Origin of the sequence: Microbacterium sp. NPDC078814, assembly GCF_040702645.1 — a bacterium.
Lineage (GTDB): Bacteria > Actinomycetota > Actinomycetes > Actinomycetales > Microbacteriaceae > Microbacterium.
On sequence record NZ_JBFBLT010000002.1, the window covers coordinates 335,999 to 348,637 of the forward strand.

Genomic DNA, 12,639 nt, shown 5'->3' on the forward strand with positions numbered 1-12,639 from the left:
TGTCATGCCTCCGGGTGGGATGCTGCTTCGGCGAAGGCGATGATCGATCGGACCATCGCCCCCGTGGGGCCCTTCTCGGTGAAGCCGTAGGGGGCGCCGGCGTGTTCACCGGAGCCCGCGATGTCGAGGTGCACCCAGGGGATGCGCGGCGCGTCGTCCGCGTCCGAGGTACGGCCGACGAAGCGCCGCAGGAAGAGGCCGGCGAAGGACGCGCCGCCCATCCGATCTCCCATGTTGGCGTTGATCATGTCGGCGATGGGGGAGTCGAGCGTCTCCTCCATGTAGGCGGGCAGAGGCATGTGCCACGCCGGCTCCCCCGTGCGCGCGGCGGCGGCGAGGAACTCCGCGACCGTCTCGTCGTCGCCGAAGACGCCGGTGTGACGGTGGCCGAGGGCCGCGACGATCGCGCCGGTCAGGGTCGCGACGTCGATGATGACGTCGGGGTTCTCGCGGCTCGCGGCGACCAGACCGTCGGCGAGGACGAGGCGCCCTTCCGCGTCGGTGTTCAGCACCTCGACGGTGGTGCCGTCGAGGATGCGGATGACGTCGCCGGGGCGGAGGGCGCGGCCGGACGGCATGTTGTCGGTGATGCAGAGCCACGCCGTCACATGCACGGGGAGGCGGAGGGCGGCGATGGCGCGGAGGGCGGCGAGGGAGGTCGCGGCACCGGCCATGTCGAACTTCATGCCGACCATCGAGGCCGCGGGCTTCAGCGACAGGCCGCCGGTGTCGAAGGTGATGCCCTTGCCGACGAGGGCGATGTGGCGCTGCGCGTCCGCCGGCGCATAGTCGAGGCGGACGAGACGCGGCGGCCGGTCGGAGCCCTGGCCGACGCCGAGGATGCCGCCGAAGCCCTGTTCCGCGAGAGCGGTTTCGTCGAGGATCTGCACGGTGACGTCGAGGTCGGCGACGCTGTCGGCGGCGCTCTGCGCGAGCTGCGCAGGGCTCTGCCACTCGGCGGGCACGTTCACGAGGTCCTTGATGAGGGCGACGGCCTCGCCCGTCGCGTGGGCACGGGCGATCGTCGCGTCGTCGAGCGGGGCGTGGACGACGACCGCCGTCGCCCGCTTCTTCCTGCCGTTCTCGGCGCGATAGTCGTCGAAGCGGTAGCCGCCGAGGACGGCGCCTTCCGCCGCCGCGGCCGCGTGCGCCTCGAGTCCGGAGGCGAGGCCGAGCGAGACGGTGTCGAAGCCGGTGAGGGACCGGAGAGCCGTGCCGGCGGCGCTGCGCACGGACGCGTCGTCGATGGTGGAGCCGACGCCGACGACCGCGAAGGGGAGCGTCGTCACCTCGGGGGCGTAGACCCGCGCGAACGCTCCGGCGGCGCCGGTGAAGCCGATGCCCGCGAGGACGTCGGCGAGACCGGGGTGAGCCGCCAGGGACTCGGCCGACTCGGAGAGATCGGGGACGACGAGCACTGCGGCATCGGCAGCGCTTCCGGGGAACTGATCGGTGGTGTGCGAGAGCACGGGAAGCGTCATGGTCTCCATCCTAGGATCTCCGCCCCGGGGTCGTCGGCCCGCCCGGCGGGGTGTGTTCGCTCTCAGCGAGACAGGTCAGAGCCCGGGTCCGGGTGCGGCTCGTAGCATGGAGACATGCCCTTCTCCGGAGAGATCCACGAACGCGTCGCGAACGCTCCCACGGTGCCCCACGGCCTGCCTCTCGTGATGCTGCTCACCGGATTCACCGACGCGGGCAGTGCGGTGTCGGGGCTCATCGATCACCTGAGGGAGACGACGTCGCCGCAGCCGCTCGCGATCTTCGACAACGACGTGCTCCTCGACTACCGCGCGCGTCGCCCCGTGATCTCGTTCGACCAGGACCACCTCGCCGAGTTCCGCCCGCCCCGACTCGAGCTCTCCCTCGCCACGGACGCGCTCGGTCGTCCGTTCCTCCTCCTCACGGGCTACGAGCCCGACTTCGCCTGGAACGCCTTCGCGGAGACGGTGCTGGACCTCGCAGCGGAGTTCGAGGCGTCGGGACTGCACTGGGTGCACTCCATCGCCATGCCCGTGCCGCACACGCGTCCCATCGGGACGACGGTGAGCGGGAACCGGCGCGACCTCGTCGTGTCGCACTCCGTGTGGCGTCCGCGCACGCAGGTGCCCGCCACTGCCGGTCACCTGCTCGAGTACCGGTTCGCGGAGCGCGGGGAACGCGTCGTCGGCTTCGTCCTCCTCGTGCCGCACTACCTCGCCGAGACCGAGAACCCGGAGGCGGTCAGCGCGGCGGCGGAGAAGCTCATGGCGTCGACCGGTCTCGTGCTCATGCTGGACGCCGTGCAGGAGCGGCGCGCGGACTACATCGCCCGGGTCGACGAGCAGGTCGCGGCGAACGACGAGCTGCAGCAGATGGTGCACAACCTGGAACGTCGCTACGACGCCTACATGGCCGGCCGTGACCCCGAGGACGACTCGTACGACGAAGGCGGATTCAGCGAACGCGACCTGCCCAGCGCCGATGAGCTCGCAGCCGAACTCGAGCGCTACCTCGCCACCCGTCCGTCGGGCGACGACGACAAGCCGGGCCGCGGCTGAATCCGTCCGTGCGGATCGGGCGCGAATGCGTCCTCATCGCCATACGTGTGCGATACTAGGAGTCCGACCCGTTGTCAATCAGTGTTTTCGAGCGCTGGACTTGACAAGGGTCTTACTAGTGTCCGAAATGTCCCGGGGTCTCCCAGCGGCCCCGTGAAAGGCGAAACGTGACTCCTGCCACGACGAAGAACACGCGGACGAAGAAGGCCGATCAGATCACCGCGGATCCCGAGGTCGAGGACGTCGAAGCGACCGAAGCGGCTCCCGCGCCCAAGCGTGCCGCGGCCAAGCGCGCCCCCGCGAAGAAGAAGAAGTCGGACGACGTCGTCGAGGAAGACGACGCCGCTGCGGCCGAGGGCTCCGAAGACGCCGCGGGCGACGAGGAGGAGGACGACGCGAAGCCGGCCTTCACCGAGCCGCTGCCGACCGGTGCGATCGTCATCTCCTCCAAGGACGACGAAGAGGTCCCGGTCTACTCGACCCAGATCACCGGCGCGACCGCCGACCCGGTCAAGGACTACCTGAAGCAGATCGGAAAGGTCGCGCTGCTGAACGCGGCCGAAGAGGTCGAGCTCGCGATGCGCATCGAGGCGGGTCTGTTCGCGGAGGAGAAGCTCTCCGCGATGTCTCCCGCCGAGAAGACGAGCCAGCTCGGACTCGACCTGCAGTGGGTCGCCCGTGACGGTCAGCGCGCGAAGAGCCACCTCCTCGGCGCGAACCTCCGTCTCGTCGTCTCCCTCGCCAAGCGCTACACCGGTCGCGGCATGCAGTTCCTGGATCTGATCCAGGAGGGCAACCTCGGTCTCATCCGCGCGGTCGAGAAGTTCGACTACACCAAGGGCTTCAAGTTCTCGACCTACGCCACCTGGTGGATCCGTCAGGCCATCACCCGCGCCATGGCCGACCAGGCCCGCACGATCCGCATCCCGGTGCACATGGTCGAGGTCATCAACAAGCTCGCCCGCGTGCAGCGCCAGATGCTGCAGGACCTCGGTCGCGAACCCACTCCGGAAGAGCTGAGCCGCGAGCTCGACATGACTCCGGAGAAGGTCGTGGAGGTGCAGAAGTACGGTCGCGAGCCGATCTCCCTGCACACGCCGCTCGGCGAAGACGGCGACAGCGAGTTCGGTGACCTCATCGAGGACACCGAGGCCGTGGTCCCCGCCGATGCCGTGGGCTTCACGATGCTGCAGCGTCAGCTCGAGCAGCTCCTCGACTCGCTCTCGGAGCGCGAGGCCGGCGTGATCCGAATGCGCTTCGGCCTGGGCGACGGTCAGCCGAAGACGCTCGACCAGATCGGTGACACGTTCGGGGTGACACGTGAGCGCATCCGCCAGATCGAGTCCAAGACGATGGCCAAGCTGCGCCACCCGAGCCGCTCGCAGTCGCTGCGGGACTACCTCGAGTGATGCAGGCGAACGAGGGCAAGGCGCTCGAGGCGAGCGTCGACGGAAAGAGCTACGCGCGGATTCCGCTGCGCACCCGTGTCGTGATGCCGGACGACGATCTCGACGCCATCATCACGGAGTACGCCAAGGATGCCGTCCAACCGGGCGACCTCCTCTTCGTGACCGAGAAGATCGTCGCGATCACGCAGGGGCGGTCCTACCGCCTCGACGAGATCAAGCCGCGCAAGCTCGCGCTGTTCCTGTCGAAGTACGTCACCCGCACGCCGTACGGCATCGGTCTCGGCATGCCGGAGACGATGGAGATGGCGCTGCGCGAGTGCGGTACGCCGCGCATCCTCTTCGCGGCGGCCGTCTCGGCGGTCACCAAGGCCTTCGGGCGCAAGGGCGACTTCTACCGCATCGCGGGGGACAAGGCGCGCGCGATCGACGGCCCGACGAAGCACACCATCCCTCCGTACAACGAGGCTGTGGTGCTCGGGCCGAAGGACCCGGACCGGGTCGCGGCGCACCTGAAGACGCTGATCGGCGGCCAGGCCGAGGTGGCCGTGGTCGACATCAACGATCTCGGCGGCAACATCCTCGGCTCCACGCTGGACAAGGCGGGGGAGCTGCGGCTGGTGAAGATCCTGGGTGACAACCCGCTCGGTCAGGGCCTCGAGTCCACCCCGCTCGGCATCGTCCGCGCGGTCTGAGCAGGTCGACCCACCCCCTTACGAACGAACCGGCCCCTTGCGTGCGAACGCAAGGGGCCGGTTTGCGCGTAAGGGGCCGGGTCGACGCTTCGACAGGGTCAGAAGCCGATGACCTCGCGGTAGCGCGGCTTGTGCCCGGTCCGGATACCGGTGACGCTGGGCTTGTTCTCGTACACGCCCGCGCCCCAGTTGCCCTCGACGAGCACGGGGCCGTCCGGGGTCACGACGACGTCCCAGCCCACGTACTGCACCTGCGGCACGACGCGGGCGACCTGATCGATGAACGCGCGTACCTCGTCCATGTACGGCAGCTGGAAGTCGGCGATGCGGAACCCGGAGTCCGGGTGCGTCTCGTGGACGTGGCCGTGCGAGTCGTAGCCGGCCCCCACCGCGTGCCCGTTCTCGTCGAGCATCGTGTAGAAGCCGCCGAATGTCATCTGATCGCTCACCGCGCCGCGGCCGAACTTCTGCGCCATCGCGAGGATGTGCGCCTTCTCGCCGTCGAAGAACGCGGTGATGCGCGTGGTGTTCACAGTCCCGGGGCACACCGCCGCCAGGTCGTCGTGCTGACGGATGACCTCTTCGATCAGCAGCTCGCCGCGATCGAGGAGGCCGCGGTGGAACTCGGTCCAGTCCGTGATGTCGGCGGCGTGATACCGGTGCACACCGGTGCCGGCCTGACCGACCGGCTCCTTCGTGACGATCGTGCCGAGGCGCTCCGTGAGGGCGCGGACCTCGTCGGCGTTCCCCTCCTCGACCACCATCCACTCGCGGTGCAGGTGCGCGGAGAACTTGCGGTTGAACTCGATCTTGTCCTGGAAGATCCAGCGGAAGTCGGGGTGGTCGTACTTCTGCGAGAGCTGGTTGGACACGGGGTGCGTCATGTACGTCTCGCGCTCGGCGCGGTTCAGCATCGCGAAGTCGTAGTCGATGTAGTCCTGGAAGCCGACGTTGTGACGGGCCGCCGACCAGAGCATGTCGGCGACGATCGTGGGCACGGGCCGGTGATGCTGGGCCGAGGCCTCCTTGGCACGTTCGAAGACGGAACCGACGTCGATGCGGCGGGCACGGCCGAGGAGGTAGCGGATGCGGGGCGCGAGAGAAAGACGAGACATGAAGCTCCGGGTCTAGGGATCGACGTCCCAGTCTACGCGGGGAGCCCCCAGGCTCCTGGGAGCGCGGAAGCTAGGCTGGAGCACGTGTGTGAGACGAGTTCGAGTGCGCTTCCGCAGGCGATGATCTCGCGTTCGGCCCTCGCTGCCGGCGCGTCCGCGGCGATCCGGGCGGGGGGTCGCCGGGCCGACCTCCGGCGCGATGCGTGGGGTCACGGTCTGCTCGCCGTCGCCCAGGCGGTGACCGCGGCGGGAGCGGAGGAGGTCCTCGTGGACTCTCCCGGAGAGGTCGAGGCGCTCCGTCTCGAAGGCATCACCGCCACGACCACTGGAGAGCCGGACCTCGATCCCCGTCTCCTCTATGGGCTGCCATCCGCGGAGGGCCTCCCGACGACGCCTCCGGTCATGCGTCTGGTTGGCCGTGTCATGTCCACCAAGCGCCTGCGGGCGGGAGAGGCCGTCTCGTACGGCTACACCTTCCGGGCGGCGGCGGACACCACGGTCGCGCTCGTGACGGGCGGCTACGCTCAGGGCGTCGTCCGGGCCCTGGGCAACCACGCGGACGTGGAGATCGACGGCGCACTGCACCCTATCGTCGGGCGTGTCGCGATGGACGTCTGCGTCATCGACCTCCAGGGCGCTCTCGCGGAGGTGGGCGACGCGGTGACCTATTTCGGAGGGACCGGACCCGCCTCCGGCGCTATCGCGCGCTGGGCGGAGCTGACCCGGATGACCCCGGCCGAGCTCGTCGCGGTCCCGGGAGCGCACGCCGTGCGCGGATGGGAGGCATGATGGGAGGCCCGATGCGCCCCGAACTGCGTCTGGACAGTGCCGTCTTCCGCGCGAACATCGCGGCGGTCCGTGACCGCCTCGGCGACTCCACGCTGATGCTGGTCCTCAAGGACGACGCCTACGGCCACGGGCTCCGCTGGGCGGTCGAGACGGCCCTCGAGGCCGGGGTGACCTCGTTCGGCAGCTATGACGTGCGCGGAGGCGTCGAGGTCCGGCGCATCGCGGGCGGAGAGGTGACGGTGTTCGCCTGGGCGACCTCGACCGATGAGGAGATCGACGAGGCGCTCCTGCAGGACATCGAGCTCGGCGTCGGCACGGTCGAGTATCTCCGGCGCATCGCCGCGCGGGCGGAGGTCCTCGGCGTGCGCGCACGGATCCACCTCAAGATCGACACCGGGCTGCATCGCAACGGCGTGCGCCCGGAGGACTGGGCGGCCGCGGTCGCCGAAGCCCGAGACGCCGAGCGCTCCGGCGCACTCGCCCTCGTCGGCGTCTGGAGCCACATCGCCGAGGCGAGCGATGCCGAGGACGACGAGGCGCAGGCCGTGTTCCTCGACGCCGTCCGGCAGGTCGGCCTGACCGGGCCGCAGCCGGGGTCTGTACACCTCACGGCCTCGGCCGCGTCCTGGTGGCGACCCGAGTTGCGCGGGACCGTGTCGCGGATCGGCGCGTTCTGCTACGGCATCCGCTCGGCGGACGGTCCGGACCTCGACGGGGTTCGTCCCGCGGCGCGTCTCGTCGCGCCGGTCGTGCGGGTGGAGGGCGAGAGCGCGATCGTCGCCGTCGGGAGCCTGGACGGCGTCCCCTCCACGCTGGCCGGGATGACGGTGGGCACCCCCGCCGGCTCGCGTGCGGTCTCGACCATCGATGTCGCCACGATGACTGTCGAAGGCTGGCCGGGGATGGCGGTCGGCGACGAGGTGACGATCTTCGGCCCCGGCGCACAGGGGGAGGAGACAGCAACGACCCTCGCCGAGCGGATCGATACGGTGGGCGAGGAGATCCTCACCCGCCTCGGTCCGCGGATTCGGCGGAGGGTCGTGGACTGAACCGGTTCGACCGGCTCAGGCGCTGATCAGACCGTCTCGATGAGACGAGCGGTCTCGTCGTGCCAGCTCGTGGCCACGCTGCGCAGCTTCTCTTCGTACTTGCGGCCGTGGTGGGCGCAGAAGAGCAGCTCGGAACCGTTGACCTCGGCGGCGATGTAGGCCTGCGCTCCACACGAGTCGCAGCGGTCCATCGCGGTCAGGCGGTACTCGACAGCGGAGGTCTCACGTTCGGTCGTTGCATTCATCTCGGGGCCTCCTCGGGTGTCGGCGTCCTTGTTGGTCGTGCTCAATACAACCACGCTGCACCTGGGGGCATGCCCGGTCGACGGCGTGTTTCGCTCAGCGCGTACGCGCGCACCCGCGAACGCGGCGACCCGGGGAGTGTCTGCGAGGGGCGGCTCCCTCCCGCGAATAGACTCGGAGATTGTGAATGCCGAGTACTCCGCCCATCATCTCCAGGTGCTCGAAGGACTCGAGGCGGTCCGCAAGCGCCCCGGCATGTACATCGGCTCGAACGGTTCGCCCGGGCTCATGCACTGCCTCTGGGAGATCATCGACAACTCCGTCGACGAGGCGGTGGCCGGCAACGGCTCGCGCATCGACGTCATCCTCCACGACGACGGCAGCGTCGAGGTGCATGACCGCGGTCGCGGCATCCCCGTCGACGTCGAGCCGCGAACCGGTCTGACCGGCGTCGAGGTCGTCTACACGAAGCTGCACGCCGGAGGGAAGTTCGGCGGTGGCTCCTATGCGGCATCGGGCGGTCTGCACGGCGTCGGGGCCTCGGTCGTGAACGCCCTCTCCGAGCGCCTCGACGTCGAGGTCGACCGCGGCGGCAAGACCTACGCGATGTCCTTCCACCGCGGTGAGCCCGGCATCTTCCAGGACTCGGGGGAGAAGCGGCCCGATGCGCCGTTCACCCCGTTCGAGGAGAACAGCGAGCTGCGCGTCGTCGGCAAGGCGCCGCGCGGCGTCACCGGCACCCGGGTGCGGTACTGGGCCGACCGCCAGATCTTCACCAAGGACGCCGCGTTCCAGCTCGCCGAGCTCGAGACGCGGGCGCGTCAGACGGCCTTCCTGGTCCCCGGGCTCGAGATCGTGGTGCGCGACGAGCGCGCCGCGAGCGCCGGGGTGGGGGAGGACGGTGCGCCGACCGGCCCCGTGGAGACGTCGTACCTCTACGAGGGCGGCATCTCCGAGTTCGTGGACTACCTCGCGGTCGACCCGCCGGTGACCGACACCTGGCGCATCCAGGGGGAGGGGACGTTCACCGAGACCGTCCCGGTCCTGCAGCCGGACGGGCACATGGTGGCGACCGAGGTCGAGCGCGTCTGCGCCGTCGACATCGCCCTGCGCTGGGGCACCGGCTACGACACCCGCATCCGCTCCTTCGTGAACATCATCTCCACGCCGAAGGGCGGTACGCATCAGCAGGGCTTCGAGCAGGAGCTGTTGAAGGTGCTCCGCAGCCAGGTCGAGCAGAACGCCCGCCGGCTCAAGGTCGGCAACGACAAGCTCGAGAAGGACGACGTCCTCGCCGGCCTCACCGCGGTCCTCACGGTCAACGTGCCGGAGCCGCAGTTCGAGGGTCAGACGAAGGAGGTGCTCGGCACGCCCGCCGTGCGCCAGATCGTGGCCCAGGTGATGCGGAAGGACCTCCAGCAGCGTTTCACCTCCACCAAGCGCGACGACAAGAGCCAGGCCACGCAGCTGCTCGACAAGATCGTCTCCGAGATGAAGGCCCGCGTGTCGGCACGCGCCCACAAGGAGACGCAGCGCCGGAAGAACGCGCTCGAGTCCTCGACCCTGCCGACCAAGCTCGTCGACTGTCGGACGAACGACGTGGAGCGCAGCGAGCTCTTCATCGTCGAGGGAGACTCGGCCCTTGGCACGGCGAAGAACGCGCGCAACAGCGAGTTCCAGGCGCTGCTGCCGATCCGCGGGAAGATCCTCAACGTGCAGAAGGCGTCGGTCGGCGACATGCTGTCCAACGCCGAGTGCGCGTCGATCATCCAGGTGATCGGGGCCGGCTCCGGGAGGACCTTCGATATCGACGCCGCGCGCTACGGGAAGATCATCCTCATGAGCGACGCCGACGTCGACGGCGCGCACATCCGCACCCTCCTGCTCACGTTGTTCTTCCGCTACATGCGGCCCCTCATCGAGCACGGACGGGTGTTCGCCGCCGTGCCGCCGCTGCATCGGATCATCGTCATCAACCCGGGATCCAAGCCGAACGAGACGATCTACACCTACAGCGAGCAGGAGCTGCACGCGCTGCTCGCGAAGCTCCGCAAGGCCGGCAAGCGCTGGCACGAGCCGATCCAGCGCTACAAGGGTCTCGGCGAGATGGACGCCGAGCAGCTCGCGAACACGACGATGGACCGCTCCGGTCGTCTGCTCCGCCGCGTCCGGATGGAGGACGCCGAGGCGGCGGGCCGCGTCTTCGAACTGCTCATGGGCAACGAGGTCGCCCCGCGGCGGGAGTTCATCATCGATTCCGCCGACCAGCTCTCCCGTGAGTCCATCGACGCCTGAGAGCAGAAGTCACGAAGAAGGGGACCCGGCGCGGCCGGGTCCCCTTCTTCGTGGAACGGATCAGACGAGCGTGCGGCCGATGCTGCCGATGACGCCGTCGATCGGCTGACCGGAGGCGTCGCGTCGTGCCCCCACGTCCGGCAGCTTGCGCACCGCGCCGGTGGGGTCGACGGCCAGAGCCGGGTTCGGGCCGACCCAGGCGACGGTGAGGCGGTCCTCGCCCTTCAGGAAGGCGTGGGCGCGGACGCCGCCGGTCGCGCGGCCCTTCGACGGGTATTCCGTGAAGGCCGAGACCTTCGCGCGGCCGGGATCGGTGCCGGGCAGGATGCTCTCCGCGCCCGACACCGTGGCGACGACGGCATCGGTGTCCGGGCGGACGGCGCCGAAGAAGAGGACGGAGGCGCCCGAGCCGAGCTTGATGCCCGCCATGCCGCCGGCCGGCGCGCCCTGGGGGCGGACCGTCGAGGCCGAGAACCGCAGCAGCTGCGCATCCGTCGTCAGGAACACGAGGTCGGCGTCATCCGCCGCGTCGGCCACACCGACCACGGAGTCTCCGGTCTTGAGGCCGATGACCTCCAGGTCGGGCCGCACGGGCAGGGTCGACGGCACGATGCGCTTCACGATGCCCTGGGCGGTGCCGAGCGCGACGGGGGTCTCGCTGTCGAAACGGACGAACCCGAGGATGCGCTCACTCTTGGTCGTGATCCCCAGGTAGTCGCGAAGCGGAGTCCCCGCGGCGAGCTGCACCGAGGTGCCCGGCACCGAGGGCAGGTCCACGGGGGAGAAGCGGACGACGCGTCCCGTGCTGGTGAGCGCCCCGACCTCGCCGCGGACCGTCGTCTCGACCGTCGCGAGGATGGCATCGTGCTTGCTCCGCCGGGCCGGAGCCGTCAACACCTGTCCTTCGCCGAGGTCCACGCGCACGGCGCGGCCCGTCGTCGAGAGGACGACGGTGGTCGGCGCGTCGGCGATCTGCAGGTCGACGGCGCCCTTCGTCGCACGGGGCTTCGGCGGGGCCGCGTTCATCAGCAGGGTGCGCCGCGGCGTCCCGTACGCCTCGGCCACGGCGTCCAGCTCCCGGGCGACGGCCGCGCGCAGCAGGGCCGGGCTGGCGAGCAGCTCGCGCAGCGACGCGATCTCCGCGAGGAGGGCGTCGCGTTCCGCCTCGAGCTCGATGCGCGAGAACTTGGTCAGACGTCGCAGCCGCAGCTCGAGGATGTACTCGGCCTGCGGCTCGCTGAGGTCGAACACGGACCGGAGCCGGGTGCGGGCCTGCTCGGTGTCGTCCGACGACCGGATGACCTGGATGACCTCGTCGATGTCGAGGATCGCGATGAGCAGACCCTCCACCAGGTGCAGGCGCTCCTCCCGGCGGGCGAGACGGTACCGGCTGCGGCGGGTGATGACCTCGATGCGGTGGCCGACGTAGACGCTGAGCATCTCCTTGAGCCCGAGGGTGCGGGGCTGGCCGTCGACGAGGGCGACGTTGTTGATGCTGAAGGAGTCCTCCAGCGGGGTGAGCCGGTAGAGCTGCTCCAGCACGGCGTTCGGATCGAAACCGGTCTTGATCCCGATGGCGACGCGGAGGCCGTGGTTGCGGTCGGTGAGATCGGTGACGTCGCTGATGCCCTGCAGCTTCTTCGCCTGCACCGCGTCGCGGATCTTCTCGATGAGACGCTCCGGACCGACCATGTAGGGCAGCTCCGACACGATGATGCCCGTGCGCCGGGGGCCCAGCGGCTCGATCGACGTCCGCCCGCGGACCTTGAGGGCACCGCGCCCGGTCGTGTAGGCGTCCTTGACGCCGTCGAGCCCCATGAGGATCCCGCCCGACGGGAAGTCGGGACCGGGGACGTACTCCATGAGGTCCTCGGTGGTGGCGTCCGGGTTCTCGAGCAGGTGGGTCGCCGCGGCGACGACCTCGATGAGGTTGTGCGGCGCCATGTTGGTCGCCATGCCCACCGCGATGCCGCTGGCACCGTTGACGAGCAGGTTGGGGAACGCCGCGGGCAGCACGGCCGGCTGCTGGAACTGGCCGTCGTAGTTCGGGATGAAGTCGACGACGTCCTCGTCGAGGTTCTCGGTGAGCGAGAGCGCGGGGGCGGCGAGACGCGCCTCGGTGTACCGCGCGGCGGCGGGGCCGTCGTCCAGGGATCCGAAGTTGCCGTGACCGTCGACGAGCGGCACCCGGAGGGCCCACTCCTGCGCGAGGCGGACGAGCGCGTCATAGATCGCCGAGTCGCCATGGGGGTGCAGCTTTCCCATGACCTCGCCGACGACGCGGGCGCTCTTCACATGGCCGCGGTCCGGGCGCAGACCCATCTCGGCCATCTGGAACAGGATGCGGCGCTGCACCGGCTTGAGGCCGTCTCTGGCGTCCGGGAGTGCCCGCGAATAGATGACGGAGTACGCGTACTCCAGGAAGGAGCCCTGCATCTCGTGAGAGAGATCGATGTCCTGGATGCGTTCCTCGACAGGCTCGGGCGGCGGGGTTTTCGGCATGGACTTCC

10 protein-coding genes are annotated in these 12,639 nt (G+C 69.7%); 6 read left to right on the plus strand and 4 right to left on the minus strand.

Annotated features, from left to right (window positions below):
- Positions 1-2 precede the first annotated feature (2 nt).
- Positions 3-1,481, minus strand: a complete 1,479-nt coding sequence (locus tag AB0300_RS04885) for a leucyl aminopeptidase (protein ID WP_025103584.1) — start codon at positions 1,479-1,481, stop codon at positions 3-5.
- Between the two features lie 114 nt (positions 1,482-1,595).
- Here AB0300_RS04885 and AB0300_RS04890 point away from each other — a divergent pair, with 114 nt between their 5' ends.
- From AB0300_RS04890 to AB0300_RS04900, 3 genes are all read left to right on the plus strand, one after another.
- The gene (locus AB0300_RS04890) at positions 1,596-2,537 is read left to right on the plus strand and encodes a PAC2 family protein (RefSeq protein WP_025103583.1); all 942 of its coding nucleotides are present in this window, start codon (positions 1,596-1,598) and stop codon (positions 2,535-2,537) included.
- A 167-nt stretch (positions 2,538-2,704) separates the two neighbouring features.
- Complete coding sequence (locus AB0300_RS04895; protein ID WP_025103582.1) at positions 2,705-3,946, plus strand: RNA polymerase sigma factor; 1,242 nt, start codon at positions 2,705-2,707, stop codon at positions 3,944-3,946.
- The gene (locus AB0300_RS04900) at positions 3,946-4,638 is read left to right on the plus strand and encodes a coenzyme F420-0:L-glutamate ligase (protein ID WP_029989267.1); all 693 of its coding nucleotides are present in this window, start codon (positions 3,946-3,948) and stop codon (positions 4,636-4,638) included. The genes AB0300_RS04895 and AB0300_RS04900 overlap by 1 nt, the downstream gene beginning before the upstream one ends.
- 98 nt (positions 4,639-4,736) lie before the next feature.
- On the opposite strand, the gene AB0300_RS04905 is transcribed toward AB0300_RS04900, so the two are convergent.
- Positions 4,737-5,753: a sugar-transfer associated ATP-grasp domain-containing protein gene (locus tag AB0300_RS04905; protein ID WP_025103580.1), complete on the minus strand. Its 1,017-nt coding sequence runs from the start codon at positions 5,751-5,753 to the stop codon at positions 4,737-4,739.
- A gap of 84 nt (positions 5,754-5,837) precedes the next feature.
- Between AB0300_RS04905 and AB0300_RS04910 the strand changes: the two genes are divergently transcribed.
- Both AB0300_RS04910 and AB0300_RS04915 read left to right on the plus strand, forming a co-directional pair.
- Entirely contained in the window at positions 5,838-6,542 is a 705-nt protein-coding gene (locus AB0300_RS04910) for an alanine racemase C-terminal domain-containing protein (protein ID WP_231729440.1), read from the plus strand.
- Positions 6,543-6,553: 11 nt separating this feature from the next.
- Positions 6,554-7,591: an alanine racemase gene (locus AB0300_RS04915; RefSeq protein ID WP_025103578.1), complete on the plus strand. Its 1,038-nt coding sequence runs from the start codon at positions 6,554-6,556 to the stop codon at positions 7,589-7,591.
- Between the two features lie 26 nt (positions 7,592-7,617).
- Here AB0300_RS04915 and AB0300_RS04920 read toward each other — a convergent pair whose 3' ends face one another.
- A complete protein-coding gene (locus AB0300_RS04920) occupies positions 7,618-7,836 on the minus strand; it encodes a hypothetical protein (protein WP_025103577.1) in 219 nt (72 codons plus the stop codon).
- Between the two features lie 178 nt (positions 7,837-8,014).
- Between AB0300_RS04920 and AB0300_RS04925 the strand changes: the two genes are divergently transcribed.
- Positions 8,015-10,129: a DNA topoisomerase IV subunit B gene (locus AB0300_RS04925; RefSeq protein WP_036292541.1), complete on the plus strand. Its 2,115-nt coding sequence runs from the start codon at positions 8,015-8,017 to the stop codon at positions 10,127-10,129.
- A gap of 60 nt (positions 10,130-10,189) precedes the next feature.
- On the opposite strand, the gene AB0300_RS04930 is transcribed toward AB0300_RS04925, so the two are convergent.
- On the minus strand, positions 10,190-12,631 hold the full coding sequence (locus AB0300_RS04930; RefSeq protein ID WP_366215567.1) for a DNA topoisomerase IV subunit A: 2,442 nt from the start codon (positions 12,629-12,631) through the stop codon (positions 10,190-10,192).
- Between the last annotated feature and the right edge of the window lie 8 nt (positions 12,632-12,639).

Coding starts and splice junctions, on each gene's coding strand:
- AB0300_RS04885 (WP_025103584.1), bottom strand. CDS start 1,481: ATGACGCTTCCCGTGCTCTCGCACACCACCGATCAGTTCCCCGGAAGC.
- AB0300_RS04890 (WP_025103583.1), top strand. CDS start 1,596: ATGCCCTTCTCCGGAGAGATCCACGAACGCGTCGCGAACGCTCCCACG.
- AB0300_RS04900 (WP_029989267.1), top strand. CDS start 3,946: ATGCAGGCGAACGAGGGCAAGGCGCTCGAGGCGAGCGTCGACGGAAAG.
- AB0300_RS04905 (WP_025103580.1), bottom strand. CDS start 5,753: ATGTCTCGTCTTTCTCTCGCGCCCCGCATCCGCTACCTCCTCGGCCGT.
- AB0300_RS04915 (WP_025103578.1), top strand. CDS start 6,554: ATGCGCCCCGAACTGCGTCTGGACAGTGCCGTCTTCCGCGCGAACATC.
- AB0300_RS04920 (WP_025103577.1), bottom strand. CDS start 7,836: ATGAATGCAACGACCGAACGTGAGACCTCCGCTGTCGAGTACCGCCTG.
- AB0300_RS04930 (WP_366215567.1), bottom strand. CDS start 12,631: ATGCCGAAAACCCCGCCGCCCGAGCCTGTCGAGGAACGCATCCAGGAC.